Origin of the sequence: Pseudooceanicola sp. (genome assembly GCF_041987405.1) — a bacterium.
In the GTDB taxonomy this organism is placed as follows: domain Bacteria; phylum Pseudomonadota; class Alphaproteobacteria; order Rhodobacterales; family Rhodobacteraceae; genus Pseudooceanicola.
In genome coordinates this window covers 36,795-62,424 of record NZ_JBHIWR010000004.1, presented here as the reverse complement: position 1 = coordinate 62,424, position 25,630 = coordinate 36,795, and the positions used below count along the sequence as shown (strand labels likewise).

The 25,630-nt window shown below is 64.6% G+C and carries 28 protein-coding genes; 15 read left to right on the top strand and 13 right to left on the bottom strand.

Going from position 1 to position 25,630, the window contains the following annotated elements:
- Together ACFC2Y_RS11380 and dusB are read right to left on the bottom strand one after the other, a co-directional pair.
- The gene (locus ACFC2Y_RS11380; RefSeq protein ID WP_375172952.1) at positions 1 to 1,089 is read right to left on the bottom strand and encodes a nitrogen regulation protein NR(II); all 1,089 of its coding nucleotides are present in this window, start codon (positions 1,087 to 1,089) and stop codon (positions 1 to 3) included.
- Positions 1,086 to 2,075: a tRNA dihydrouridine synthase DusB gene (gene dusB, locus ACFC2Y_RS11375; RefSeq protein ID WP_375172953.1), complete on the bottom strand. Its 990-nt coding sequence runs from the start codon at positions 2,073 to 2,075 to the stop codon at positions 1,086 to 1,088. Before dusB ends, ACFC2Y_RS11380 begins: the two co-directional genes overlap by 4 nt.
- Before the next feature lie 168 nt (positions 2,076 to 2,243).
- Between dusB and ispF the strand changes: the two genes are divergently transcribed.
- The 4 genes from ispF to ACFC2Y_RS11355 all read left to right on the top strand — a co-directional run bounded on the left by ispF (position 2,244) and on the right by ACFC2Y_RS11355 (position 5,697).
- A complete protein-coding gene (ispF, locus tag ACFC2Y_RS11370; protein WP_375186438.1) occupies positions 2,244 to 3,383 on the top strand; it encodes a 2-C-methyl-D-erythritol 2,4-cyclodiphosphate synthase in 1,140 nt (379 codons plus the stop codon).
- Positions 3,380 to 3,874: a phosphatidylglycerophosphatase A gene (locus tag ACFC2Y_RS11365; protein WP_375172955.1), complete on the top strand. Its 495-nt coding sequence runs from the start codon at positions 3,380 to 3,382 to the stop codon at positions 3,872 to 3,874. Before ispF ends, ACFC2Y_RS11365 begins: the two co-directional genes overlap by 4 nt.
- A gap of 9 nt (positions 3,875 to 3,883) precedes the next feature.
- Complete coding sequence (locus ACFC2Y_RS11360; RefSeq protein ID WP_375172956.1) at positions 3,884 to 4,357, top strand: CinA family protein; 474 nt, start codon at positions 3,884 to 3,886, stop codon at positions 4,355 to 4,357.
- Positions 4,358 to 4,518: 161 nt separating this feature from the next.
- Complete coding sequence (locus tag ACFC2Y_RS11355) at positions 4,519 to 5,697, top strand: ammonium transporter (protein ID WP_375172957.1); 1,179 nt, start codon at positions 4,519 to 4,521, stop codon at positions 5,695 to 5,697.
- A 187-nt stretch (positions 5,698 to 5,884) separates the two neighbouring features.
- Here the strand turns inward: ACFC2Y_RS11355 and ACFC2Y_RS11350 are convergent, their stop codons facing one another.
- From ACFC2Y_RS11350 to ACFC2Y_RS11340, 3 genes are all read right to left on the bottom strand, one after another.
- Positions 5,885 to 6,346: a hypothetical protein gene (locus ACFC2Y_RS11350; protein WP_375172958.1), complete on the bottom strand. Its 462-nt coding sequence runs from the start codon at positions 6,344 to 6,346 to the stop codon at positions 5,885 to 5,887.
- 463 nt (positions 6,347 to 6,809) lie between these two features.
- Positions 6,810 to 7,301, bottom strand: a complete 492-nt coding sequence (locus ACFC2Y_RS11345) for a hypothetical protein (RefSeq protein ID WP_375172959.1) — start codon at positions 7,299 to 7,301, stop codon at positions 6,810 to 6,812.
- A 124-nt stretch (positions 7,302 to 7,425) separates the two neighbouring features.
- The gene (locus tag ACFC2Y_RS11340; RefSeq protein WP_375172960.1) at positions 7,426 to 7,881 is read right to left on the bottom strand and encodes a type II toxin-antitoxin system RatA family toxin; all 456 of its coding nucleotides are present in this window, start codon (positions 7,879 to 7,881) and stop codon (positions 7,426 to 7,428) included.
- 70 nt (positions 7,882 to 7,951) lie between these two features.
- Here ACFC2Y_RS11340 and hpt point away from each other — a divergent pair, with 70 nt between their 5' ends.
- The 4 genes from hpt (at position 7,952) to ACFC2Y_RS11320 (ending at position 11,033) form a co-directional block, all read left to right on the top strand.
- Positions 7,952 to 8,491 carry a hypoxanthine phosphoribosyltransferase gene (hpt, locus tag ACFC2Y_RS11335; RefSeq protein ID WP_375172961.1) on the top strand — a complete coding sequence of 180 codons (540 nt, stop codon included), beginning with the start codon at positions 7,952 to 7,954 and terminating at the stop codon, positions 8,489 to 8,491.
- A gap of 105 nt (positions 8,492 to 8,596) precedes the next feature.
- Positions 8,597 to 9,064, top strand: coding sequence for a cytochrome c (locus tag ACFC2Y_RS11330; RefSeq protein ID WP_375172962.1), 468 nt, complete (start codon positions 8,597 to 8,599; stop codon positions 9,062 to 9,064).
- Positions 9,065 to 9,084: 20 nt separating this feature from the next.
- A complete protein-coding gene (locus ACFC2Y_RS11325; RefSeq protein ID WP_375172963.1) occupies positions 9,085 to 9,981 on the top strand; it encodes a c-type cytochrome in 897 nt (298 codons plus the stop codon).
- Positions 9,978 to 11,033, top strand: a complete 1,056-nt coding sequence (locus ACFC2Y_RS11320; RefSeq protein WP_375172964.1) for an FAD-dependent oxidoreductase — start codon at positions 9,978 to 9,980, stop codon at positions 11,031 to 11,033. Before ACFC2Y_RS11325 ends, ACFC2Y_RS11320 begins: the two co-directional genes overlap by 4 nt.
- 202 nt (positions 11,034 to 11,235) lie before the next feature.
- Here ACFC2Y_RS11320 and lipA read toward each other — a convergent pair whose 3' ends face one another.
- Positions 11,236 to 12,195 carry a lipoyl synthase gene (gene lipA / locus ACFC2Y_RS11315; RefSeq protein WP_375172965.1) on the bottom strand — a complete coding sequence of 320 codons (960 nt, stop codon included), beginning with the start codon at positions 12,193 to 12,195 and terminating at the stop codon, positions 11,236 to 11,238.
- Positions 12,196 to 12,474: 279 nt separating this feature from the next.
- Positions 12,475 to 13,395 (bottom strand): LysR substrate-binding domain-containing protein, encoded by a 921-nt coding sequence (locus ACFC2Y_RS11310; RefSeq protein ID WP_375172966.1) that lies wholly within the window; start codon positions 13,393 to 13,395, stop codon positions 12,475 to 12,477.
- A 102-nt stretch (positions 13,396 to 13,497) separates the two neighbouring features.
- Between ACFC2Y_RS11310 and ACFC2Y_RS11305 the strand changes: the two genes are divergently transcribed.
- The gene (locus ACFC2Y_RS11305; protein ID WP_375172967.1) at positions 13,498 to 14,223 is read left to right on the top strand and encodes a VIT1/CCC1 transporter family protein; all 726 of its coding nucleotides are present in this window, start codon (positions 13,498 to 13,500) and stop codon (positions 14,221 to 14,223) included.
- Here the strand turns inward: ACFC2Y_RS11305 and ACFC2Y_RS11300 are convergent.
- On the bottom strand, positions 14,220 to 15,305 hold the full coding sequence (locus tag ACFC2Y_RS11300; protein ID WP_375172968.1) for a DUF6456 domain-containing protein: 1,086 nt from the start codon (positions 15,303 to 15,305) through the stop codon (positions 14,220 to 14,222). The two genes, ACFC2Y_RS11305 and ACFC2Y_RS11300, sit on opposite strands and share 4 nt — an antisense overlap.
- A gap of 256 nt (positions 15,306 to 15,561) precedes the next feature.
- Here ACFC2Y_RS11300 and ACFC2Y_RS11295 point away from each other — a divergent pair, with 256 nt between their 5' ends.
- Positions 15,562 to 15,828: a DUF6477 family protein gene (locus tag ACFC2Y_RS11295; RefSeq protein ID WP_375172969.1), complete on the top strand. Its 267-nt coding sequence runs from the start codon at positions 15,562 to 15,564 to the stop codon at positions 15,826 to 15,828.
- Between the two features lie 2 nt (positions 15,829 to 15,830).
- Here ACFC2Y_RS11295 and ACFC2Y_RS11290 read toward each other — a convergent pair whose 3' ends face one another.
- A complete protein-coding gene (locus tag ACFC2Y_RS11290; RefSeq protein WP_375172970.1) occupies positions 15,831 to 17,378 on the bottom strand; it encodes a trimethylamine methyltransferase family protein in 1,548 nt (515 codons plus the stop codon).
- 209 nt (positions 17,379 to 17,587) lie between these two features.
- Here ACFC2Y_RS11290 and guaA point away from each other — a divergent pair, with 209 nt between their 5' ends.
- A complete protein-coding gene (gene guaA, locus ACFC2Y_RS11285) occupies positions 17,588 to 19,165 on the top strand; it encodes a glutamine-hydrolyzing GMP synthase (RefSeq protein ID WP_375172971.1) in 1,578 nt (525 codons plus the stop codon).
- A gap of 7 nt (positions 19,166 to 19,172) precedes the next feature.
- Complete coding sequence (locus ACFC2Y_RS11280; protein WP_375172972.1) at positions 19,173 to 19,889, top strand: FkbM family methyltransferase; 717 nt, start codon at positions 19,173 to 19,175, stop codon at positions 19,887 to 19,889.
- On the opposite strand, the gene ACFC2Y_RS11275 is transcribed toward ACFC2Y_RS11280, so the two are convergent.
- Entirely contained in the window at positions 19,886 to 20,185 is a 300-nt protein-coding gene (locus tag ACFC2Y_RS11275; protein WP_375172973.1) for an ATP-dependent Clp protease adaptor ClpS, read from the bottom strand. The two genes, ACFC2Y_RS11280 and ACFC2Y_RS11275, sit on opposite strands and share 4 nt — an antisense overlap.
- 209 nt (positions 20,186 to 20,394) lie before the next feature.
- Here ACFC2Y_RS11275 and eno point away from each other — a divergent pair, with 209 nt between their 5' ends.
- On the top strand, positions 20,395 to 21,669 hold the full coding sequence (gene eno, locus ACFC2Y_RS11270; protein WP_375172974.1) for a phosphopyruvate hydratase: 1,275 nt from the start codon (positions 20,395 to 20,397) through the stop codon (positions 21,667 to 21,669).
- Positions 21,666 to 22,019, top strand: a complete 354-nt coding sequence (locus tag ACFC2Y_RS11265) for a DUF2568 domain-containing protein (protein ID WP_375172975.1) — start codon at positions 21,666 to 21,668, stop codon at positions 22,017 to 22,019. The genes eno and ACFC2Y_RS11265 overlap by 4 nt, the downstream gene beginning before the upstream one ends.
- 68 nt (positions 22,020 to 22,087) lie before the next feature.
- On the opposite strand, the gene ACFC2Y_RS11260 is transcribed toward ACFC2Y_RS11265, so the two are convergent.
- The gene (locus tag ACFC2Y_RS11260) at positions 22,088 to 22,615 is read right to left on the bottom strand and encodes a PRC-barrel domain-containing protein (protein WP_375172976.1); all 528 of its coding nucleotides are present in this window, start codon (positions 22,613 to 22,615) and stop codon (positions 22,088 to 22,090) included.
- 138 nt (positions 22,616 to 22,753) lie between these two features.
- Positions 22,754 to 23,251 carry a PRC-barrel domain-containing protein gene (locus tag ACFC2Y_RS11255; protein ID WP_375172977.1) on the bottom strand — a complete coding sequence of 166 codons (498 nt, stop codon included), beginning with the start codon at positions 23,249 to 23,251 and terminating at the stop codon, positions 22,754 to 22,756.
- Positions 23,252 to 23,403: 152 nt separating this feature from the next.
- On the opposite strand from ACFC2Y_RS11255, the gene ACFC2Y_RS11250 reads away from it, so the two are divergent.
- A complete protein-coding gene (locus tag ACFC2Y_RS11250) occupies positions 23,404 to 23,829 on the top strand; it encodes a cupin domain-containing protein (RefSeq protein ID WP_375172978.1) in 426 nt (141 codons plus the stop codon).
- Between the two features lie 182 nt (positions 23,830 to 24,011).
- On the opposite strand, the gene pgi is transcribed toward ACFC2Y_RS11250, so the two are convergent.
- Complete coding sequence (gene pgi, locus ACFC2Y_RS11245; protein WP_375172979.1) at positions 24,012 to 25,613, bottom strand: glucose-6-phosphate isomerase; 1,602 nt, start codon at positions 25,611 to 25,613, stop codon at positions 24,012 to 24,014.
- Positions 25,614 to 25,630 lie beyond the last annotated feature (17 nt).

Here is a 25,630-nt window from a genome sequence, read left to right as displayed (position 1 = left end):
TCAGCTCTCCTTGGTCTTTGACGTCTTGCGGGCCTTGTCCATCGGAAGCGACAGCCGAAAGACGGTCTTGCCCGGGACAGAGGTGACGGAAATCCATCCGCCGTGGTCGGATATGATCTTGCTGACCAGCGCGAGGCCCAGGCCGGTGCCGTTCTCCTTGCCCGAAACGAAGGGATCAAAAATCTCGTCCGCGATGTCGGGCGGCAGGCCGGGGCCGTCGTCGATGATCTCGATCTGCAGTGGCAGCGCCTTGCCCTTGCCGTCGGAGCGACGCAGGCGGAAGGAATGTTCAAAGAAGGTGTGCAGCCGGATCGTACCCCCCTCCTTGCCCGCGGCTTCGGAGGCGTTCTTGAGCAGGTTCAGCACCACCTGCAGCAGCTGATCCGGATCGGCCAGCGCCAGCGGCAGCGAGGGGTCGTAATCCTCGACGATCTTCATATGCGCGCCGAACCCCAGAAGCGCGGAGCGGCGGGCGCGGTCCAGCACATCGTGGATATTCACCGGGCGCAGGTCCGGCAGGGTCAGGTTGCCGAATTGTTCGACCTGTTCCAGCAGTTTGACGATGCGTCGGGTCTCTCCGACGATCAGGTCGGTCAGCTCGCGGTCGTCCTTGGAAAGGTTCATCGACAAAAGCTGTGCCGCCCCGGTGATCCCGGCCAGCGGGTTCTTGATCTCATGCGCCAGCATTTCGGCCATGCCGATGGCCGAGCGGGCGGCGGATTTGACCGTATGGTCCAGCGTCAGGCGTCCTGCCAGTTCGCGCGGCGAGATGAGGAACAGCATATATCCCGGCGCATCGGCCATCGGGGCGATCTGCAGGTTGCAATGCAACGGCGCACGGTCGCCGGTGCCCACATCCACGTCGTTCACGAACAGCGGAGAGGAGGTTTCCCTCGCGCGCTGAAAAGCGTTCTCCAGCGGGCTGTCGATCATCACCTTTTCCCAGACCTTGGTGCCGTAAATAGTCTTGGACGAGGTGTTCAGAAACCCTTCGGCGGAGGCATTGATGGCAACGATACTGTCTTCCGGGTCCAGCAGGATCGCGGGGACGGGCAGTGAATTCCAGACGGGATTGTCTTCGATCTTCATGCGACCGCCCTTTCGGCGGGGGCCGCGGCGCGCGGCATCAGGGCTTCGGGCAGCAGGCGCAGGACTTCGGCGGTGTCGCGGCTGCGCAGGATGGTGCCGCGCAGGGCGGCGGGTGTCGCGGCGGCGTCCATGTACCAGCCCAGGTGCTTGCGCGCGACGCGCAGGCCCAGGTCGGTGCCGTAAAAGGCCAGGATCGCCTCGTAGTGTTCTGCCGCCAGTGCGGCCGGATCGGCGGGGCGGGCGAACTTGGTGCCCGACAGATCCGCCATCACCTCGGCCACGGCCCAGGGGCGGCCCTGGATGCCACGCCCGATCATCACGCCCTGCGCGCCGGAGGCCGTCAGCGCCCTGCGGGCCGTGGCGGCGTCAAGGATATCGCCATTGGCCAGCACCGGGATCGTCACCGCCTCGGTCACGGCGCGGATCGCGCCCCAGTCGGCCTGGCCCTTGTAGAACTGGCAGCGGGTGCGCCCGTGCACGGTGATCATCGCGGCCCCTGCCCCTTCGGCCATTCGTGCCAGTTGCGGTGCATTCAGGCTGTCGTCGTCCCAGCCCAGGCGCATCTTGACCGTCACCGGCACATCGACGGCTTCGGCGACCGCCTCGATCAGGCTCAGCGCGTGGTCCGGGTCGCGCATCAGCGCGGAGCCCGACAGCCCGCCGGTCACCTTCTTGGCCGGGCAACCCATGTTGATGTCGATGATCTTTGCGCCCAGATCGGCCACCTGGCGCGCCGCTTCGGCCATGACGCGGGCCTCGCGCCCGGCCAGCTGGACGGAGGTCGCCGCCTGCCCGATGCCCAGCTCCGCCCGTTCGCGGGTGCCCGCGCGGGCGGTGACCAGCTCTCCGCTGGCGACCATTTCGCTGACCACGAGATCCGCGCCAAAGCGCGACACGAGGTTGCGCATGGGCAGATCGGTGATCCCGGCCATGGGGGCCAGGGCAACGACGGGTCGCGATGTATCGGTGTCGAACGGGAAGGACATGCCTAAACCTTGTGCAATAGAGCCTGAGTATCGCGTTCTCCGGGGCGGCTCAACGCGAGACAATCAGAAAAGCGCCGCGCAACTGCGCGAATGCACATTTTTTAGGCATGCGCGCCGGGGCGAGTTCGGATTGCCGGGGCGCGCGTTTCACCATATCCAGTCGCCATGATGCAAGATGACATTCGTTTCGTGACCATCCTCGTCGCGGCCGGTCGCGGGGCGCGGGCGGGCGGCGGCCAGCCCAAGCAATGGCGCCCCCTGGCGGGGCGTCGCGTGGCCGACTGGACCATCGACGCCTTTCGACGGGTCGGCGATATCGTCCTGGTGCTGCACCCCGACGACATGGGCCTGGACCTGGGCGACGTGCACCGCGTCACCGGCGGCGCGACGCGCAGCCTGTCGGTCAAATCGGGGCTGACCAAGGCCTGGGCGCTTGGCGCGACCCATGTGCTGATCCACGACATCGCGCGGCCCTGCGTCAACGAACAGGTGATCACGGATGTCATGAACGCCCTGCGCCGCGGCGCCATTGCCGCGGCCCCGGGGCTCGACGTGACAGATGCGCTCTGGACCGAGAGCGGCGGGCTGGTCACCGGCGCGCGGGATCGGGCCGGGCTGATGCGGGCGCAGACGCCGCAGGGATTTTCCATCGGGGAAATCGCCGCCGCCCATGACGGGTTCGAGGGCGACGCCCGCGACGATGTGGAGGTGGCTCTTTCGGCGGCTCTGGAGGTCACCATCACCCGGGGCGACGAGGACAATATCAAGATCACCCATCCCGGCGACTTCGCGCGGGCAGAGGCGATCCTGCAAAGACGGAGGGGCGGCATGGATATCCGCTTGGGCAATGGGTTTGACGTCCATGCGTTCTGTGAGGGCGATCACGTGATGCTGTGCGGTGTCTCCGTGCCGCATGACCGGGGGCTCCTGGGCCATTCGGATGCGGATGTGGGGATGCATGCGGTGACGGATGCGATCTATGGCGCGCTGGCCGAGGGCGACATCGGCCGCCACTTTCCGCCCTCCGATCCGCAGTGGAAGGGGGCGGAGAGCCATATCTTCCTGAAACACGCCGTCGATCTGGCGGCATCGAAAGGCTACCGCATCAGCAATATCGACTGCACGCTGATCTGCGAACGGCCCAAGGTCGGGCCCCATGCACCCTCTATGCAGGCCGCGCTGGCGCAGATCATGGGGATCGCGGAGGACCGGATTTCGGTCAAGGCGACAACGTCTGAACAGTTGGGCTTCACCGGCCGGGGCGAAGGGATCGCGGCCCTGGCCAGCGCGACTTTGGTGTCGGCATGACCCTGGCGCAGATCATAGGCACCGTCGGCGGCGTCGGTTACATGCGCCCGGCGTCCGGCACCTGGGGCAGTCTGGCCGCCCTGCCCCTGGCCTGGCTCGTCTATATCGTCGGCGGGCCCTGGCTGGTGATCCTTCTCGGCGCGGTTTTCTTCGCCGCCGGGGTTTGGGCGACCGGAGAGATGACGCGCGGCTCGGACAACCACGACCCGTCGGAGGTGGTGATGGACGAGGTGGTGGGCCAGTGGATCGCCCTGCTGCCGGTACTGATCGGCGCGGCGCATGTGGGGGCGCCGGTCCTGGCGCTCTGGCCCGGTTGGGTCATGGCTTTCCTCGCCTTCCGCCTTTTCGACATCTGGAAGCCGGGGCCGATCGGCTGGGCCGATAGGCGCAACGATCCCCTGGGGGTCATGCTGGACGATGTGATCGCCGGGGTCTTTGCCGCCGTCACCGTTGCGCTTGGCGCGGCGGTGGTCCACGGTTTCCTGATGTAGGAGGGTGCCATGACACTTGCCAAAGAGGTTCTTGAGGCCTGCAAGGCCGCCAATCTGAAACTCGCCACGGCGGAAAGCTGCACGGGGGGCATGGTGTCTTCGACGCTGATCGACGTGCCCGGGTCGTCGGAGGTGGTCGTCGGCGGGATCACCGCCTATTCCAACGGCGCCAAGCAGAAGGTGCTGGGGGTACGCGAGGCGACGCTCAAGGCGCATGGCGCGGTCAGCGAGGAGACGGCGGTGGAAATGGCCACCGGAGCCCTGGCTCAGATGAATGCGGATATCACCGTGGCCATCACCGGCGTGGCTGGCCCCGGGGCCAGCGGGCCGAAACCGGAGGGGATGGTGTGCTTTGCCGTGGCGCGACGCGGGGCCGATCCGGTGTCCGAAACGGTTCAATTCGGAGCGCTCGGGCGGGACCGGGTGCGCGCGGCCTCCCGCGATCATGCGCTGGCGTTGCTGCTGAAATCCGCATCACACTAGCGCCCAACTATTTATCACATCACCCGATTTCCTGCTTATAATTTAAGCGTTGCGCAAACTGCTGCATTTTTCACCGCCTCTGGCGCCAATGCCGCTTCCTTCATCACTTCACGCTCCGCTACCTCCCGGATCATTCAGATTCGGGATGAGGGACAAATAAGATGAACGGAGCGGATACCGCCTGGATAATCGTGGCAACGGCACTTGTGCTGTTCATGACGCTGCCGGGGCTGTCGTTGTTTTACGGCGGGCTGGTCAGGGCACGAAACGTGCTGAGCGTCTTCATGCATTGCTATGCCATCGCCTGCGTGATGAGCGTAGTCTGGTTCATGCTGGGCTATTCCATTGCCTTCGGCGACGGCAACGCGCTTTGGGGTGGGCTGGGCAAAGCCTTCCTGCAGGGTATTGATGCGGAGACGACCTCCGGCACGCTGCCGGAAGTGTTGTTCTTCGCCTTTCAGATGACCTTTGCGATCATCACCCCGGCGCTGATCGTCGGCGCCTTTGTGGAGCGGGCGAATTTCACCTGGGTGATCCTCTTCTCCGCGCTCTGGCTGCTGGTCTGCTATGCGCCGGTGACCCATTGGATCTGGGGCGGCGGGATGCTGTCGGATGGCGGGATCTTTGGCGAGATCGGCGCGCGCGACTTTGCCGGCGGGATCGTGGTGCATGAAACCGCGGGTTTAGCCGCGCTGGTCATCGCGGTGATGCTGGGCTCGCGCCGGGACCGGACCAAACCGCCGCATAACCCCGGCTACGTGATGATCGGGGCCTCGATGCTCTGGGTCGGCTGGTTCGGGTTCAACGGCGGCTCGCAACTGGCGGCGGATGGCGGGGCGGCGATGGCGCTGACCGTCACCCATATCTCGGCTGCGACGGCCTCCATCACCTGGGCAGCGTGGGAGCGGATCAAGTACGGCAAGTCCTCTCTGGTCGGGATTGTCACCGGGACGATCGCCGGGCTTGCCTCGGTCACCCCGGCTTCAGGCTTTGTCGGCCCGGTCGAGGCGCTGATCATAGGCGCGGTGGCCGGTGTGCTGTGTCAGGAGGCGGTCAACCTCGTGCGCAACCGTCTGGTCATCGACGATACGCTGGACGTCTTTGCGGTGCATGGGGTCGGTGGCATCTTCGGCACGATCATGATCGCGGTTTTCGGCGAGGCCAGCTTTGTCGCGCAGCTCGGCTCGCTGGCCATCGTCGGGGTCTTTACCGTGGTTGTGACCTTTGTGCTGGCCAAGCTGGTCGGGATGATCGTGCCCATGCGGGTCGATCACGAGACCGAGGAAACCGGCCTCGACCTCGCCCAGCATGGCGAGCGCGCCTACGATCACGTGTCTTGAGGGCACGTGTCGTAAGGGCACGTGTCGCCAGGGAACGGGCGCCTGTCGGGCTGTCAGCCCGGGGCGCCCTTCTCCGGGGCTGCGGCCCGTCTCATGGCTACGGCGCACCTGAAGCGCTTGGAAAAAAGGCCCACCTCCTGACGGAGGGGCCCTGATCCCGTTCAGCGCTGCCTGTCAAATCAGTCGATCAGGCGCTTAGTTTAGCACTTTCGGCATAGCGCGACTGTGCGTTGCTTTTGCCATAGGCGTCCTGGACATACTGCCGGGACTCCAGAATTTGCGAGAAAGACTCGGTCTCCAGCGCCTCGAACAGCGCCTCGCTTGTCAGCTTGGCCTGGGTCGACATGGCCGCGCGACGTGAGAAGTCCTCTTCCGCGCCCTTGTCGGCCTCTTTCTTCGGTTCGAAGGCCGCGAGGACGGAGGCGATGATCTCTTCATCGGCCTTGTCGGTCTGACCGGTCGAATTTCCGTAGTTGGCCGAACTGACGCCGGAGGTCGCCGAGCCGGAGCCGGTCGACTCCTCATCGGCGTCCACAAAGATATTGTCTTCGGGGTTCGACACCCGGCTCTGTCCTTGCGATCCGGAACTGGCCGCGGAGGGGACGCCCCCGGAATAGAAATGGCCCAATACGTTACTGATAAGAGGCATGCAGCACTCTCCTCTTTTACTATCCACCGAAGCCGCTTCTGAAGGAGGAATGCGTCACAAATATGTTAAAGTTTTGGCAATCTTAGTTTAATTTCAGTTAACAAATTTCATTTAAGGCATTGAAACCACTCGCTTTATGCCTTGTTAATGATTTGGGCATGTTGTCCCCGTTTTCGATCAATACTGTTAACGATACGGATCATGACGATGGCGAAGGCAAGCACATTTCAGGTCGTGTCATGACTCGGACCCGATTTTCGCCTCGGCAACTCAGCGCCTCCAGCACGCATGGCGTTGCGCCAGGCCAGGGCCACCGGCCATCCAGTCCAGCGTTTTCAGCCGAAGGATGGTGTGCGCGCATCTGATAGTTTCGGGAAATGAGGGGCGGCTCACACCGCCAGCGGGCGTCGCATCGACGCGGGGCCCTCCTCCTTTCGGAGGGGAGCCCAATCAGGCGAAGGTATTACACCTTCATGTCTTGAATATTGCTCGAACGAACCTCCGGCTCGGACTTGGGATAAGCCTCCGAGGGGCTCGGCTTCTTGGCGAGCAGAAGCGAGAAGGCCTCTGTTTCCAACTCTTCGAACAGGGCTTCGCTATGCAGCTTTGCCTGGGTTGAAATCGCCGCACGACGTGCGAAGTCTTCGGCATTCACCTTGTCGTCGCGTGCTGCGCCGGGGTCCAATGTTCCGCCCGCGGCACTCCCATCACCGCTAGCGTTCGTTCCGCCAGTTCCGGAACCCTCCGTCGGGGTCTGTCCGGTCGGACTGCCCGCCTCGGTCGGCGTTTCCTCAGCCGCCGGAGCGGCAGTCGGTTCCGCGACCGGGTCTTCGGAAGGGGCCGGTGCAACCGGCTCTGATTGCGTTTCCTCGATATTGTTCTGTTTGCCAGGCGCGTTACCCGACTGGCCAGGTGCGATTCCCGAAGTTCCTCCAACGCCTCCAATCATGGTCATGTTCGTCTCCTGTCTTCTCTCCACCCGGCAGGAAACGTGGCGGCCAATTGCGGTTAGAATATGTTAACCTTCTGACGACCGTGAGGAGGCAGGAGACGCGCGCCGCAGCGGCCATTGATACCACTCATTCCGAAACGGGGGTGTAAAGGCTCTTGGCCCGGGTTTCGAAGGCACGGACGATTCGATGCATCGCCTCGTTGAAAACAACGCCGATAATGCGTTGAAGCATCGCGTTCTTGAACTCGAAATCGACGTGAAAATGCACATCACAGCCGCCCTCGGCCTCGGTGAATTTCCAGTCCGATTTCATATATCGAAACGGTCCGTCCACGTATTCGGTATCGATTCGCTTCTCCCCCGGCCAGAGCACCACGCGGGAGCCGAACTTTTCCCGGAACACCTTGAAGGAGATCACCAGATCCGCCTCCATCACCTCGTGATCCTCCCGGTCCTCGCGCCTGCGGATGCGCGCGGCGGCGCACCAGGGCAGGAACTCCGGATAGGCCGCGACATCGGCCACGAGGTCATACATCTGCTGCGCGGTATACGGCAGGTGGCGTGTCTCGGAATGACGTGGCATTTGGCCCCTTTGACGCGTTTACTTGGGCATCTCATGTCGTATGGTGACGCCGCAAGATCAAGGAAGAAGAATGACCACGCGTCCATATGTCATCGACCAGATGATTTCGGCCAAGGCAATCGCCGCCCGCATCGAAGAGCTGACCGACGAGATCCGGCGCGAGTTTCCGCGCGACGAACGCATCGTCGTGGTCGGGTTGCTGCGCGGGTCTTTCGTCTTCATCGCCGATCTGGTCCGCGAATTGCGCGACCGGGATGTGGAGGTCGATTTCCTCGAAGCGTCGTCCTACGGCAATGCGATGGAAAGCTCGCGCGAGGTGCGGATCCTCAAGGACCTGCGCGGCGAGATCGAGGGGCGCAACGTGCTGGTGGTGGAGGATATCGTCGACACCGGCCATACGCTGAACCATGTCATCCACCTGCTGGAATCGCGGCGGCCCAAGCGGCTGAAGACCATCGCCCTTCTGGACAAGCCCTCGCGCCGCGAGGTGGACTTCAAGGCCGATTACACCGGCTTCGAGATCCCCGACGAGTTTGTCGTCGGCTACGGCATCGACTATGCGCAGTGCAACCGCAACCTGCCCTTCATTGGCAAGGTCCGGTTCACGTGAGTCGGGCAGATCAGGGCCGTCCTCATCACTTCACGATTTAGTCACTGCCTGACATGAAATTCTCGTCTAACGTTCAAGACGGAGTGTTCTGACAGGGAGTTACCAATGAAACACCTCATAGCGGGCCTGCTGATTGCGGGCTGCGGGCTGGCCGGTGCCGCCCAAGCCGATAGCCACATGTCGAACGAGGATCTGATGAAAGCCGCCAAGGCGCGTCAGGCCACCATGCAGCTGTATGCCTTCAACATCGGAACGCTTGGCGCGATGGCCAAGGGTGAAATCGACTATGACGCCGATGCGGCCAAGGCAGCGGCAGGCAACCTGGTGAAACTGTCCTCGCAGAATCAGATGGCCTATTGGCCCGCCGGATCGGCCCAGGGCGAGATCGAGGGCTCCCGCGCCCTGCCCGCCCTGTGGGAGAACATGGAAGATGCGGCGGCCAAGGGTGGCGCGCTGGTCGAGGCGGCCATGGCGGCCGAGGCCGCGGATGATCTCGAAGCGCTCCGGGCGGCCATGGGTGGCCTTGGCGGGGCCTGCGGGGCCTGTCACAAGGCGTATCGCGCACCCAACTGATCGTCACAGGAGTACGGGCCATGTCCAGATTAACCCGGGGTTTGGCCCTTCTCTTTCTTCTGGCTCTTGTCGGGGGCGGCGTCTTCTGGATGGTGACCGCCCCCAAACCCCTGCCGGAGGAGACCTTTGCCGGTCTGACCGGTGACGCCGCGCGCGGCGAGCAGGTCTTCTGGGCCGGCGGCTGTGCGTCGTGCCATTCCGCGCCCGGCGCAGAGGGCGAGGCGCGCATGGTCCTGGCTGGTGGCCGCGCCTTCGCAACCGATTTCGGTACCTTCCATGCGCCCAACATCTCGCCCTCCGAGGCCGGGATCGCCAACTGGAGCGTGGCCGACCTGGGCAATGCGATGATGCGGGGCATCTCGCCCGGCGGCGCACATTATTATCCCGCCTTTCCCTATACTTCCTACGTGAAGGCCGCGCCGCAGGACGTCGCGGACCTGCACGCCTACCTCGCCACCCTGCCCGCCGACGACACGGCGAACGTGGCACATGAGGTCGGGTTTCCGTTTTCGGTGCGGCGTGTCCTCGGCGGGTGGAAGTTCCTGTTCTTCAACGACGACTGGGTGATGGCCGAGACGCAGGACGAAACCCTGGCACGCGGCCGCTACCTGGTGGAGGCGCTTGGCCATTGCGCCGAATGCCATACGCCGCGCAACGCGCTTGGCGGGCTGGACACCGGCAGATGGCTGGCCGGGGCGCCTTCGCCCGATGGCAAGGGCACCATTCCCAACATCACCCCCGCAAAACTTGACTGGACGGATTTGGATATTGCCGCTTACCTGACAACGGGCTTCACGCCCGATTTTGACAGCGCGGGGGGGGAAATGGCCGAGGTTGTCCAGAACATGTCGCATCTGCCGGAGGCGGATATCGCCGCCATCGTGGCCTATCTGAAGGCGGTTCCGGCCGTCGAATGACAGAGTTTACCGTGATCGGGGCCGGACCGACCGGCCTCACCGCCGCCGTGGAACTGGCCCGGCGTGGCGGCGATGTGCGTATCTTCGACCAGAAGGACGGCCCCTCCGGCCTGTCCCGCGCGGTCGGGATCACCCCGCAGAGCATCGCCCTGCTCACCCCCTGCGGCGCAGGCCCCGCGATCGAGGCCGAGGCGGTGCGTTTCGAAGGGCTGACCATGCACAAGGGGGCGGAGCCGATCCTGCATCTGCCCCTCAATTTCGACGACGACAGCTCCATCTTCGGCCTGCCGCAGGACCGGACGGAGGCGCATCTGATCGCCGCGCTCAAACGCTACGGGGTCGAAGTCGAATACATGCGGCCGCTGACCAACTATCACGTCAAGGCGGATCATATCGAGCTGGACTTCGGCCAGCATATCCGGGCCAAGACCCGCTATCTGATCGGCGCCGACGGCGTGCACAGCCGGGTGCGGGCGACGGCGGGCATCCACTATGTCGGGCGCAGCCTGCCCGGCCACTGGTCCATCGCTGATGTCATCGCCCCCGACTGGCCGCACAGGGATCGGTTCTGCGGCTTCCTGCTGCCGCATGGGCAGATCGCCGTGGTCGTGCCCATGGCGTCGGATCGCTACCGCGTGGTCTCCAGCCTGCCCGACGCGCTGGCGGCACTGCCGGTGCCGCTGGAGCCCGAGAAGGTGATCCGCGAATCCTCCTTCACCATCGAGGTGAAGCGGGCGGAGGTCTTTCAGAAAGGCAGCGTCTTTCTCGCCGGGGATGCCGCCCATGCCCATTCACCGGTCGGCGGGCGCGGCATGAACCACGGGATCGCCGATGCCTGCGACCTGGCAGAACGGCTGATCGAGGGGACGCAGAAGGACTACGACGCCGCGCGGCGGCCCCTGGCGGATGAGGCCATCGAGGTGACGGAACGGGCGCGCAAGATGCTGCAGAGCACCGGGGCGGCCAAGTCGATCCTGCTGGCAACCATCGCGGCGATCCACCGCTCCCCGGCGGCGCAGCGGGCCATCGTGCATCAGGTGCTGGCGGGGTAGTTGGGGGGGGGTGGCGGAGTGAACCCCGCCCTACGGCCCAACAAAATTTTGCGAGGGTCAAACGAAAGTCCCGCCCGGCGGCACCGCCGGGCAGCGCCGACCCGCCCCCCAGGGCGGCGCTATCGCGCCACCCTCGGGTCGGACGCTGCCCTTTACAATGACTTGATCCCGTCGAAGACCAAACGAAACAGAAAAGCCGGGCCTACGCCCCCGCCATCCCCATCTTCTTCAACCGGTTCTCCCGCAGCCGGGCGAAATCATCCCCCGCGTGGTAGGAACTGCGGGTCAATGGCGTCGCCGAGACCATCAGGAAGCCCTTGTTATAGGCCGTCTTTTCATAGCTCTTGAACTCATCCGGCGTCACGAAACGATCCACCGCATGGTGTTTCGGTGTCGGCTGCAGGTACTGGCCGATGGTCAGGAAATCGATGTCGGCGGCGCGCATGTCTTCCATCACCTGGGTGACCTGTTGCCGGGTCTCGCCCAGGCCGACCATGATGCCGGATTTGGTGAACATGGTCGGGTCCAGCTCCTTCACCCGCTGCAGCAGGCGCAGGGAATGGAAGTAGCGCGCACCAGGGCGGACCTCCGGATAGAGGCCGGGGACGGTTTCCAGATTGTGATTGAAGACGTCGGGTTTCGCCGCAACGACAACCTCCAGCGCTTCTGGGGCGCAGCGGATGAAATCGGGCGTCAGGATCTCGATCGTGGTCCCGGGCGCGCGTTTGCGGATGGCGCGGATCGTCATGGCGAAATGTTCGGCCCCGCCATCCTCGATATCGTCGCGGTCCACAGAGGTGATCACCACGTGGTTCAGGCCCAGCTTGGCCACCGCATCGGCGACGCGGCCCGGCTCGAAGACATCCAGGTCTTCGGGCGGCTTGCCGGTGGCGATGTTGCAGAAGGTGCAGGCGCGGGTGCAGACCTCGCCCATGATCATCATGGTGGCGTGGCCCTGGCTCCAGCATTCGCCGGCGTTCGGACAGCCGGCCTCCTCGCAGACCGTGGTGAGCTTGTGCTCGCGCATGATCTTGTGGGTCTCGAAATATCCCTTGGAGGTCGGAGCCTTGACCCTGATCCAATCCGGCTTTTTCGGCTGCGGATTGTCCGGTTTGCGGGCTTTTTCGGGGTGGCGTTGCTCGGGGATCTTCAAATCGCGCATGGCTGGCCTTCGGTTGCGACCGGTGTTCTGGCGGAGAATAGACCCCTTGCGGTCGATTTGCCAGTGACACGGGGTCACGCAGGTCTGGCATGCAGGGGGTGCAAGGGTTGGGGGGCAGGTTGGATGAGGGTTTCGCAACCGGATTACAAACAAACTGAGGGCTGTGCCGTCCCGCGGGGTGGCGCAGCCCGGCGGTGCCGCCGGGCGGTACATCCGATCAAAGCTGGGAGAAGTGGACTAGGTTTCTGATTAAGTTAAAGACAGTCAAACTCCGTCGCCCTACCCAAACCCTCGCGCCTCGCCGATCACCCGCTCCCCCGCCTCGGTCGCCAGTGTGGCCAGCGCATCGAACCAGCGCCCCGCCGGGGAGGAGGCGCGGCGGACCAGCCCGATGGTCCGGCAGGGCTGCGGATCGGCAAAGCGCAGCAGCGCCAGATCGCGCCCCTCGTTCGGCAGCGACATCTCCGGCATCAGGGTCAGGCCGAACCCCGCGGAGACCAGCCGAGACAGGGTGGCCAGCGACGAGGCCCCGGTGTGGATCTGCGCATGCCCCCGGCCGCGGCCGCAGACCTCCAGCGCCTGATCGGTCAGGCAATGGCCATCCTCCAGCAGCATCAGCTGGCTCGGCCCGATCTCCGTCGGACGCAGGGTTTCGGCACGGGCGCCAAGCGCCTCGATCCGCGCGGGCGATCCGGCCAGCAGGAAGCGGTCGTCGAACAGCGGCCGTTCCACCACGTCCTGCGCGCCCGAGGGCAGCGCCAGGATCACCGCATCCAGCCGCCCCTCCATCAGATCGGACATCAGCCGGGCGGTCTTGCCCTCCTGCACCTGCACATCCAGCGCGATGTCGGAGGCCCGCAGCCCCGCCAGCAACCCCGGCAGCAGATAGGGCGCGACGGTCGGGATCACCCCGATGGCCAGCCGCCCGGCCAGACCCTCGCGCCAGCGCGCGGCCTCCTCCAGGCGGTGCATCTCCTCCAGCACCCGTTCGGCATGATCCAGGATGCGTCGGCCGAAGGGCGTCAAAACGACGCGACGGGCCTGGCGTTCGACCACGGGCGCGCCAAGTGACCCTTCCAACTCCTTGATTTGCATGGAAAGAGCGGGCTGAGACACACGGCAGGCATCGGCGGCACGGCCAAAACTGCCCGCATCGGCCAGGGCCTTGAAATAGGTAAGCTGTCGCAATGTCAGATTCATCAGCCTATCCTATCCCGACAGCCGCAACACTCAAGCCGCGCTTATATCAAAGAGGACGGCCCGACCCGGTGTCAGGACCGCCAGAGACGGAGATCACCGACCGTGGATTGGACACAACACCGCCGCAAGGCCCATGGGCTGGGCCGGACGCAGGAATTCCTCAAGCAGATCGTCTATGGCGGCAATGACGGGATCGTCACCACCTTTGCCATCGTTGCCGGGTTCGCCGGGGCGCAGGCCGAAGGCGCGGCGCAGATCGGCGGGCTGGCGGTGCTGGTCTTCGGGCTGGCCAACCTCTTTGCCGATGCGGTGTCCATGGGGCTGGGCGAGTTTCTGTCGGGGCGCGCGCAGCACGACCTCTACCGTGGACGGCGCGAGATGGAGATGCGGGAGATTCGCGACAACCCGGATCAGGAACGCCGGGAGATGGTCGCCATCCTGGGGCAACGCGGCCTCCCGGATGCGGAGGCAGAACGGGTGGCGGAGATCCTGTCCGGCCATCCGGAGATGATGGCCGACATGATGATGACCTATGAATTCGGCATGCATGACCCGGACGAGGATAACCCGATGATCAACGGGCTTTTCACCTTCGGCAGTTTCGTCCTCTTCGGGTCCATTCCGCTGATCCCCTATTTCCTGTTCGAGGCCTCGCAGCGCACCTTCGTTCTCTCGGTGCTGGCGACCTTCGCCGCCCTTGTCGCGCTTGGCCTGCTGCGCTGGAACGCCACCTCGGAACGCCTGGGCCGAACGGTCGGAGAGACCGTCTTGCTGGGGGTGATCTGCGCGGCGGTGGCGTTTTTTGTCGGCTGGCTGGTCGGCGGTTAACCGATCAACCCGCCGCCGTCGTTCAGCCCGTCGTAATAGGCGCTGAGCCGTTGCAGGGCGATGCGCAGCACGATCTTGCCCGACCGGGCGGACCAGCCGAGTTTCTTCTCCGCCGCTTCCAACCCCTTGAGCCGACAGCAACATTCCAGCACCACATCGCCCAGACCGGGCCCCAGGGCGCGCAGGGCGGCGCTGACCCTTTCGCGGGCGGCGGCCCCGCCTTGCAGGGCCGGGTCAGGCACCAGACCGGGGCCGGAGACGCCCGCCGTCAGGAAATCATCCCAGTTGGCGGTGATCCGTGGCTCCATCTGCGCCAGTTCGTAATCGTCCTGTATCCGCTCTGCCGCGCGCACCAGGGGCGGCTCCAGATAGGGCGCGCCCTTGGGGTCGCGGCGGCGTGCCAGAGCGGTCACAGGGGTGTCGGCCAGAGATGAGGCCCGGCTGGACCGGCGTCTGGTCTGGGCCGGGGCGGCAAAGAGGCCCGGCGCCTCGGAAAACCCGCCGGCGCGGTTTTCGTCCTGCGCGATCATGCCGTTCAACGCCGCCCGGCCCGCCGGGGTGATGTGATAGCGGCTGATCCGCCCGGGATTGTCGCAGCTGATCCAGTCGTTCAGGACCAGCACATGGGCGACGGGCCGGTCGACGATGCCCAGGCGGTGCGCCTCGCCAGTCGGTCGGTCGCGCACGATCACCGCGCGGTCCATTCCGGCGGCAATGGCCATCACCGCCTTGGGTTGTGCGATCCGACGCAGGGCAATTGGCAATTCGCGGTCGATTTCCTGGAATTCCGGTAGCTCCGAGGGGGTGAAAAGCTTTTCGCCCGCCCCGGTATTTGTTTCCTTATTGGAACCAATATCCCGACAGATGGACGTCACCCAGGTCAGGGCGTCGTCCAGTAGCGGCTGCTCCCGTGCGCTTTCCACCTGACGGATCTGCCGCAGGATCGTGGAGGCATGACAGCCGCCGTCGCGGGCCAGAGCACGGATGCTGTCCCCCTCCCGCATGTGCATGATATAAGTCCGAATATGTTCCGGTATCCATTGCGGCCAGGTGGTGTTCCAGTCGCTGTGATGCTTCGTCATTCTGTTACCCCAATGCTACGGGCAGTGTGCGGTTCGCACCGCTCTGCCGCCAAAAACCACGCGCTTCCCGACGTTAACTAAATCGAGATTTGGTTTCTGTTTGGTTAACAATTAACCTCTCTTTACCATCTTCCTACGAAAGTATTAATCAATTCTGGGACCACCGTTCGCCCAAAATCCATTTCACGCAACACAACCTTGGGTCGTGCCATACTGCCTCCCTCACGACGAATCGGAGAGCGATATGGAAGATGTGATGACACGGGTTTCGAGGCTGCGCCGTCCCCGGCTACTGGTGGAGGCGGCCCAGGTCGCGCAGGAGCATTACGACCGGGGGCGCGACCTGACCCGATTGCTGGGACAGGTGCCAAACCCCGGCGCGGCGATCGTCAGGCTTATGGATATCGAAACCGCCCTGAACGCAACGCGCCGCCGCGACAGTTACCGTGCGGCGGCGCATGTGGCCGTGCTGGGTGCCCTGATGGCAGAGGCCCGGACCCTCGGCGCCCGGACGGGCGTTTGAGGTCACATAAAGGCGTCGGGCATGGAGGCCTTGCGCCCCGCGACATAGGCCGCCAGTTCCTCGGCCACGCCGGGATCCATCGCCGGAGCCTGATACTGCGACAGCAGCTTTTCGACCCGCGCGGCGGCCAGGGTCTGCGTATCGCGGGCGCCCTCTTCGTCCCAGGTCTCGAAGGGCTTGTAATCCAGCAGTTCGGTCCGCCAGAAGGCGGTCTTGAAATTCGCCTGGGTATGGGCGCAGCCCAGATAGTGTCCGCCCGGCCCGACCTCGCGGATCGCATCCATGGCCTGGGCATTGTCGTCCGTCGCAACGCCAGCGGCCATCTTGTGCAGCGTGCCCAACTGGTCGGCATCCATGACAAATTTCTCGAAGGAGGACACCAGCCCGCCTTCCAGCCAGCCGCAGGCGTGCAGCATGAAGTTGACCCCGCCCAGAAGCGCCGCGTTCAGCGTGTTGGCGGTCTCGTAAGCGGCCTGCGCATCGGGCAGTTTCGACCCGCAGAGTCCGCCGCCGGAGCGGAAGGGCAGCTTCATCCGGCGGGCCAGTTGCCCTGCCCCGGTCAGGATCTGGCTGGCCTCGGGCGTGCCGAAGGTCGGCGCGCCGGAGTTCATGTCGATCGAGGTGACGAAGGCGCCGAAGATCACCGGCGCGCCGGGGCGGACCAACTGCGCGTAGGCGATGCCGGCCATGACCTCGGCCAGAACCTGCGTCAGCGTGCCCATGACCGACACCGGCGCCATGGCCCCGCCGACGATGAAGGGGCTGACGATGCAGGCCTGATTATTGGCGGCATAGACCTCCAGCGCACCCATCATCACGTCGTCGAAGGTCAGCGGCGAGTTGACGTTGATGAGCGAGGTCATCACCGTGTTCTCCTGCACGAAGTCCTTGCCGAAGAGGATGGAGCACATGTCGACACTGTCCTGCGCCCGGGAGGCTTCGGTGACCGAGCCCATGAAGGGCTTGTCCGTCAGCGTCATATGGGCATGGATCATGTCCAGGTGCCGCTTGTTCACCGGGATGTCGGTCGGTTCGCAGACGGTGCCGCCGGAATGGTGGAGCCATTTCGACATGTGGCCCAGCTTCACGAATTTGCGGAAATCCTCCATCGTGGCATAGCGCCGCCCGCCGTCGACGTCCCGCACGAAAGGCGGGCCGTAGACCGGCGCGAGGACCAGCCCCTTGCCGCCGATCTCGACCGAGTTGGCGGGGTTGCGGGCGTGCTGGGTAAAGGTGGAGGGCGCGGTTTCGCAAAGCTTGCGGGCCAGGCCACGGGGAATGTGGACGCGTTCGCCCTTCACGTCCGCTCCGGCCTCGCGCCAACGGTCCAGCGCGGCGGGGTTATTGACGAAGTTGACGCCGATCTCTTCCAGGACGGTCTCGGCGTTGCGCTCGATGATTTCAAGCGCCTCCTCGGACAGAAGCTCCAGGTTGGGGATATTGCGCTCGATGGCCGGGGCCGACCCGATTGTCACCGCCGTGCGTTCGGCGCGCCGTGCCGCGCCCCCGCCCGATCTGCCCCGCCGTCCGCGCACTGCCGTCTCACTCATTGTCGCCCTCACGAAGATAGGACCGGCCTTGTGCCGGGTTTGCCCCCTGATAGCGTGCTGCGCCCCCCGGTCGCGCGCGGATTGCGTCGTGTGCGGGGGAAAAGCGACATCGCGGGCCAAAGCCTGCGCGGGGCGCGTCGCCTGCATTCCCGCCGCCGGGCCCTTCAAAGCGGCTTGCGAGCCTGCGCGGCGGCGGCTACAGGACGAACATGACCCAGATCTCCCATGACCGCCTCCTGATCATCGACTTCGGCAGCCAGGTGACGCAGCTGATCGCGCGCCGCCTGAGAGAGCTGAATGTCTATTGCGAAATCCACCCGTATCAAAACGTCACCGACGCCTTCCTGGCCGAGTTCGCGCCGAAGGCAGTGATCTTCTCCGGCGGGCCCGACACGGTGACGCGCGAGGGGTCGCCGCGTCCGCCGCAGTCGGTCTATGACCTGGGCGTGCCGATCCTGGGCATCTGCTATGGCCAGCAGGTGATGATGCAGGACCTTGGCGGGCGGGTCGAAGGCGGCAAGATCTCGGGCGGCGGCGGCACGGCGGAGTTCGGCCGCGCCTGGGTTTCCCCTACCGAAGAGCGGATCGACCTGCTGGCGGGCTGGTTCCTGGATGCGCGCGAACAGGTCTGGATGAGCCATGGCGACCATGTCGCCGCGCTGGCCCCGGGGTTCGCGGTTTACGGCACCTCGCCCCACGCACCCTTTGCCATCACCGCGGATCTGGAGCGCAATTTCTTCGCCGTGCAGTTCCACCCGGAGGTGCACCACACGCCGAACGGCAAGACGCTTTACGAGAATTTCGTGCGTCTGGCCGGTTTCAGCGGCGACTGGACCATGGCCGCCTACCGCGAGGAGATGGTCGAGGCGATCCGCAATCAGGTCGGCGAGTCCAAGGTCATCTGTGCGCTGTCTGGCGGCGTCGATAGCTCTGTCGCCGCCGCGCTGATCCACGAGGCGATCGGAGAGAACCTGACCTGCGTCTTCGTCGATCATGGGCTCTTGCGCCTGAACGAGGCCGAGGAGGTCGTGGGCATGTTCCGCGATCACATGAACCTGTCGGTCATCCACGCGCAGGAGCAGGAGTTGTTCCTTGGCGAATTGGACGGCGTGTCCGACCCCGAGACCAAGCGCAAGATCATCGGCAAGCTCTTCATCGACGTCTTTCAGAAATACGCCGACCAGATCGAGGGCGCGTCCTTCCTGGCCCAAGGCACGCTATACCCGGATGTCATTGAATCGGTAAGCTTTTCCGGCGGCCCCTCCGTCACGATCAAGTCGCACCACAATGTCGGCGGCCTGCCCGAGAAGATGGGGCTGAAGCTGGTCGAGCCGCTGCGCGAGCTCTTCAAGGATGAGGTCCGCGCGCTTGGCCGCGAGTTGGGCCTGCCCGACAGTTTCATCGGCCGGCATCCCTTCCCCGGTCCGGGTCTTGCCATCCGCTGCCCCGGAGAGATCACCCGCGACAAGCTGGAGATTCTGCGCAAGGCCGACGCGGTCTATATCGACCAGATCCGCAAGCACGGGCTTTACGACGAGATCTGGCAGGCCTTCGTCGCGATCCTGCCTGTCCGCACCGTCGGCGTGATGGGCGACGGCCGCACCTACGACTACGCCTGCGCCCTGCGCGCGGTGACCTCGGTCGACGGGATGACCGCGGATTATTACCCCTTCAGCCATGATTTCCTTGGCGAAACCGCCACGCGGATCATCAACGAGGTCGAAGGGATAAACCGTGTGACTTACGATGTAACCTCGAAGCCGCCCGGAACGATCGAGTGGGAGTGATCCCGTCATGAGCGCCTCGCGCAAACCGCTGTCCGCCCGGCTGATCCGGCTGCTTTCGGAGCCGGCCATCGCGATGCGGAAGCTCTGGCTGATCCATGTGGTCAAGGACCCGCGTGTCCTGGCCTACCGCGCCTGGAAACGGGACAACCGGGATCAGGATCTGCGTCTGGCGTATGATCTGGGACCGGAGTCGGTGGTCTTCGACCTGGGCGGCTATCTCGGGGATTTTGCCGACGACATCCACCGTAAATTCGGGGCGGAGGTTCACCTGTTCGAACCCTCCCTCACCTTTCACAAAGCCTGCGTTGCGCGCTTCCGTGACGTGCCCAAGGTGCACAGCCATCCCTTCGGCCTCGGTGCGGTGGACCGCGAATTGATGCTGACCGACGATGCGGATGCCTCCTCCGTCGTGGAGGAAAAGAGCGGGACCAAGTCCGGCGAAGTCGTGCAACTGCGCCGGAGCGCCGACGTGATCGCGGAGCTGGGCGTCACGCATATCGACCTGCTCAAGATCAATATCGAAGGGGGCGAGTTCGAGGTGCTGCCGCATCTGATCGAGACCGGGCTGATCGAGATGATCGACAACCTGCAGATCCAGTTCCACGATTTCGTGGAGAACGCAGATCACCAGCGGGAGACAATCCGCGCGGCGCTGGCCCGGACACATGTCTGCACCTGGGACTATCCCTTCGTCTGGGAAAACTGGACCCGCAAGGGCAGCTAACCCTCCTTTTCCGTTGTGAAGGCCAGCGGATAGCCATACTGGCGGCCGAGTTCCGTGGCCTCCTTTGCCTTTTCCTCCGCGACTTCGCGGGTGTAGACCGCGACGACGCAGGCGCCGCGCATATGGGCGGTGATCATCACCGCCTCCGCCTCGCCCTCACTCATCCGGAAGACGCCCTGCAGGACCTTCACCACGAAACCGCGCGGGGTGAAATCATCGTTCAGCAGGATGACCTTGTAGAGTTTCGGCCGCTCTGTCGCGGTGATGGTTTCCGTATCCTGAACCGTGTCGAGCATCGGGGCCTCCGCGCGCTCTTCGTCATTCACCCTCGCGCCCTTTGGCCGCCCGGTCAAACCCCCGGTGTCTTCCGGCCCGAAATATCCCACAGGTCGCCTTTGGACGAGGCCCCGGCGTGTTAGCGCAAATGTCCCCCCGCCCTCTTTTCAAAGGCAAACCCGCCCCTTACAAGCCGGGGCAACTGCCAATCCGGAACGGGACCCATTCCATGAGCACCATTATCGACATTCACGCGCGCGAGATCCTCGACAGCCGCGGCAACCCGACCGTGGAGGTCGACGTGACCCTTGAAGACGGCACCATGGGCCGGGCCGCCGTGCCCTCCGGTGCGTCCACCGGCGCCTATGAGGCGGTGGAGAAGCGCGATGGTGACAAGGGGCGCTATGGCGGCAAGGGCGTGCTGGAGGCGGTGATGGCCGTCAATGGCGAGATCGCCGAGGAATTGCTGGGCCTGGATGCCACCGACCAGATCGAGCTGGACATGGCGATGATCGAGCTGGACGGAACCGAGAACAAGGGCCGTCTGGGCGCCAATGCGATCCTCGGCGTGTCGATGGCGGCGGCCAAGGCGGCGGCGGAGTTCACCATGCAACCGCTCTACCGCTATGTCGGCGGCACCTCGGCGCGTGTGCTGCCGGTGCCGATGATGAACATCATCAACGGCGGCGAGCATGCGGACAACCCGATCGACATTCAGGAATTCATGATCATGCCGGTCAGCGCGGGCAATATCCGCGATGCCGTCCGCATGGGGTCGGAGGTCTTCCACGTCCTCAAGAAAGAGCTTTCGGCGGCGGGCATGTCCACTGGTCTGGGCGATGAGGGCGGCTTTGCGCCCGAACTGGCCTCTACCCGCGATGCGCTGGATTTCGTGCTGAAGTCGATCGAGAAGGCCGGGTACAAACCGGGCGAGGATATCTACCTGGCGCTCGACTGCGCCGCGACTGAATATTTCAAGGACGGCAAATATGTGCTGTCGGGCGAAGGCAAGACGCTCTCTGCCGAAGAGAATGTCGACTACCTGGCCGCGCTCTGCGGCGATTACCCGATCATCTCCATCGAAGACGGCTGTTCGGAAGATGACTGGGACGGATGGAAACTCCTGACCGACAAGCTGGGCGACAAGGTGCAACTGGTTGGCGACGATCTGTTTGTCACCAACCCGGCGCGGCTGGCCGACGGGATCAAGCGCGGCGTGGCGAATTCGATGCTGGTCAAAGTGAACCAGATCGGCACGCTGACCGAGACGCTGCGCGCCGTCGATATGGCGCATCGCGCGCGGTATACCAACGTCATGTCGCACCGCTCCGGCGAGACCGAGGATGCGACGATTGCCGATCTCGCCGTCGCGACCAACTGCGGTCAGATCAAGACCGGATCTCTGGCGCGGTCGGACCGGCTGGCCAAGTACAACCAGCTGATCCGGATCGAGGAAATGCTGGGCGAAGCGGCGGAATATGCGGGCGCGTCGATCCTGAAATGAGCCATGTTCCCCCCGGACCGGCCGGTGTCCTGCACGCGATCCTTGCCCTGGGGGTGGAGGTGGCCGTGTTGGTCGCGGTCTACCGGTTGGGGATGGACATGCTGGAGGGGTGGCGCGGGCATCTGGCCGGGTTCGGGCTGATGTGCGCGGTTGTCGCGGTGTGGGCTCGTTGGGGCGCCCCGACCAGCGCAACAAGGCTGACGGGGCGCGCGCTGTTGATCTTCAAGGTGGCCGTTTTCAGCGCGGGTCTGGTGGCCTTTTCCCTGGTCGACGGGGCGAGCGTGGCGGTCATCTTTGTCGGCGTTGCGGTCGTTCATCTCTTGCTGGCGTTAAAACTGAACGCTCTGTGAAGTCCTGCATGCCCGGCGCGCATGAAAAAGCCCCGGCAATTGCCGGGGCTTTTCGCGTGATGCGGACCTCAGTTCCAGAAGCCTTCGTCAACCGACGGCAGGTTTTCCAGTTCTTCTTCGGTCATGTTGGTCACGACCGAATAGGACCGGTCATCCACGGGGACGAGGCGCATGCGGTCCACATTGAGTATCACGTGCTTGTCCGCGATATCGAGGAAGCCGCCGACCTCGGCGACGACGCCGGTCATCTGACCATCACGGTCGAGGATGATATCCTCGATTTCGCCAATCTCGGCCCAGTTCCTGTCGACCAGATCATAGCGCGTATCAGCGTTCCAGTCGCCGCCGACACCGCCGGTGGAGTAGATCTCGCCCCCCGTGATGTCCCGGGTGCGGATGGCGTCGGCGTAGTTCATCGAGGCGGCACGGTCGCTCTCGTAGGTTCCAATGCTGGAGTCCGAGGCGCCCTGATTGCCGGTCGTGGCCTGGCTGTCCATCACGTCGTCAGATGCCCCGTCGCCGGTTGTCTGGCTCTGCGCGAGCACAGGCGTGGCGGAGATCATGAGGGCGGCGATGCCGGTGAGAATCGGTTTCATGTCGGTTCTCCTTTCGTTGAGCAGTTCAGAGGACCAACGAAAGGAGGGCGGGGAATGTTCCGAGATTTCAATGCAGTCTCGGACGCCCGCTGATTGAGAAAGGCGCGCGCCCCGGCAGGCCGCGCGCCCTGTTGTGCCTCAGTCCTTGCCGACCAGCGGGCCGACGTCCTCGGCCTCTTCCAGCTGCGCTTCCGTCATCCGGGTCACGATCATGAAATCGTCCGCACCCGGACCCTGGACAAGACGCAGATGTTCCAGCGGGATCAGCACGTCGCGGTCGGCAATGCCGAGGAAACCGCCGACGTCCACAGTGACACCCACGACCTTGGCCTCATTGTCGAGCACCAGATCTTCGACATCGCCGATTTCGAGCCAGGAGGCGGCGACATCGCCGAAGGCTTCGCCGCTGTTCCAGAACGTCTCGTTATAGTCTTCGTTGAGGGAGTAGACCCTGGCGTCTTCGACCGCCTCGGCGCTGATCAGCGGCCCGTCAGCCTGGAATGCGGCGGGCTTGTCCTGCGCGGCCTGCTGCGCTTCGGCGGCTTGCTTGTCCTCCGTCGCCGGGGCAACGGTGGTGTCCTGCGCGATGGCGGCGGTGGATGCGAACAACAGTGTCGTGATGGCAAATCTGAACATGGCGTCCTCGGTTTGAATGGTCGGAGGAGTAACGCTTCCGAGAGCATCAAAGTTCCAAGATGTGGCGTGGGGGCACGCGTGCGTGGTGCGGGGTTGCGGGGGCCGGTTGGTCCGGGGAAAATCCCTGCAACAGAGAGAGCGAGGAGGACGCCATGACCGCACAGGAGATCATAGACTTGCTGGGCCTCGCGCCGCACCCCGAGGGCGGACATTACCGCCAGACCTGGATAGAGGAGGTCGCGGAGGGGCGGCCTGCGGGGACCTGCATCTACTTCCTGTTGAAAGCCGGAGAGCGGAGCCACTGGCACCGCGTCGATGCAACGGAGATCTGGCATCACTACGCCGGGGCGCCGCTGTTGCTGCATCTGGCGGAGACGGAGGCGGGGCCGGCGGAGACCCTGGTGATCGGGACGGATCTGGCCACGGGCGCGCGGCCGCAGGGGATCGTGCCGAAGGACTGGTGGCAGGCGGCGGAGACGACCGGGGACTGGACGCTGGTCGGCTGCACCGTGTCGCCGGGGTTCCGCTTCGAGGGGTTCGAGCTGGCGGCGCCGGGGTTTGATATTCCGCGGGGGTGATGTGGGGCGTGGGTGCCCCCTCTCCCTAGCCCTCTCCCCTAAGGGGAGAGGGAAAGTGTCGTGCTTCAGGCGTTCTGTTGGATGTAGAGGGGTTCGAACTGGCCGCGCCGGGGTTTGATATTCCGTAGGGTGCGTGCTGGCACGCACCGCTGGCCGCGGGACGGTGCGTGCGAGCACGCACCCTACGTGTGGGTCTGCACGTATTTGACGAGGGCGCGGGTTGAGGCGTCCTTGTCGGTGCCGGGGTCTTCGCCGCTGAGCACGGGGGCCAGGGATTTGGCCAGTTCCTTGCCCAATTCCACACCCCATTGGTCGAAGGAATTGATGCCCAGGATCACCCCTTCGACAAAGACGCGATGTTCGTAGAGCGCCACGATCTGGCCCAGCACCTCCGGCGTCAGTTGCGGGTAGAGCAGCGTGGTCGAGGGGCGGTTGCCGGGGAAGACGCGGTGGCGGGCCTGACGGTCAAGTTCTTCGCCGGTGAGGCCCTTGGCGGCCATGATGGCGGTGGCTTCTTCGAGGGAGCGGCCGCGCATCAGCGCCTCGGACTGGGCCAGGCAATTGGCGACCAGAAGGGCGTGGTGATGGGCGAGGTCAGGCTCATGCCCCCTGGCGGCGACCATGAATTCGCAGGGCACGACGCGGGTGCCCTGGTGGATCAGCTGGTAGAAGGCGTGTTGGCCGTTTGTGCCGGGCTCGCCCCAGACCACGGGGCCGGAATGCACGGGCAGATCCGCGCCGTCCATGGAAACGGATTTGCCGTTACTCTCCATCTCCAGCTGTTGCAGATAGGCCGGAAGGCGCAGCAGGCGTTGGTCGTAGGGCAACACCGCGCGGGTGGCATGGCCCTGCCCCTGATTGTGCCAGATGCCGACGAGGGCCAGCATGACAGGCAGGTTGTCTTGCAGCGGCGCGGTTCTGAAGTGATTGTCCATCGCATGGCCACCGGTAAGGAAGGCGCGGAAGTTGTCCGGCCCGATGGCGATCATCAGCGATAGTCCGATCGGCCCCCAGACGGAGTAGCGCCCGCCGACCCAGTCTTCGAAGCCGAAGACGCGGTCCGGGGCGATGCCGAAATCGGCCGTCAGATCCGCGGCGGTCGAGAGGGCGGCAAATTGCGCGGCCGGATCGGACACCTTGGCGGCCATCCAGCTGCGGGCGGTGTCCGCATTCGTCATGGTTTCGATGGTGGTGAAGGTCTTGGAGGCGACGATGACCAGCGTGGTCGTCGGGTCCAGCGCCTTGAGCGTGTCGTGGATATGCGCGCCATCGACGTTGGAGACGTAGTGGACGCGCGGCCCATCGCAATAGGGGGCGAGGGCGGCATAGGCCATCGCCGGGCCGAGGTCGGAGCCGCCGATGCCGATATTCACCACATCGGTGATGGCGCCCCCTGCCCCGGTGAATCGCCCGTTGCGTACGGCATTTGCGAAATCCTCCATCCGCTGCAGCGTGGCAAAGACGCCGGGCATGACATCCGACCCGTCGACCTCGACAGGCATGCCGGAGAGATTGCGAAGGGCCGTGTGCAGGACCGCGCGGCCCTCTGTCTCGTTTATCTTTTCGCCGGTGAACATGGCCTCGCGGCGGGCGGCAAGGCCGGATGCCTCGGCCAGGGATAGGAGCGCGGCGCGATCTTCGGTGCCCATCTGGGTTTTGGAGTAATCGAACAATAGCGTTCCAAATTGCACGGTGAAATCCGCGACTCGATTGGGCTTTTCCATTATTTCTGCAATGTTTCGCGTGCGGGCGTCAGCGCCACGGCGTTCGATTTCTGCCCACATGGGTGTTCCTTTCAGCT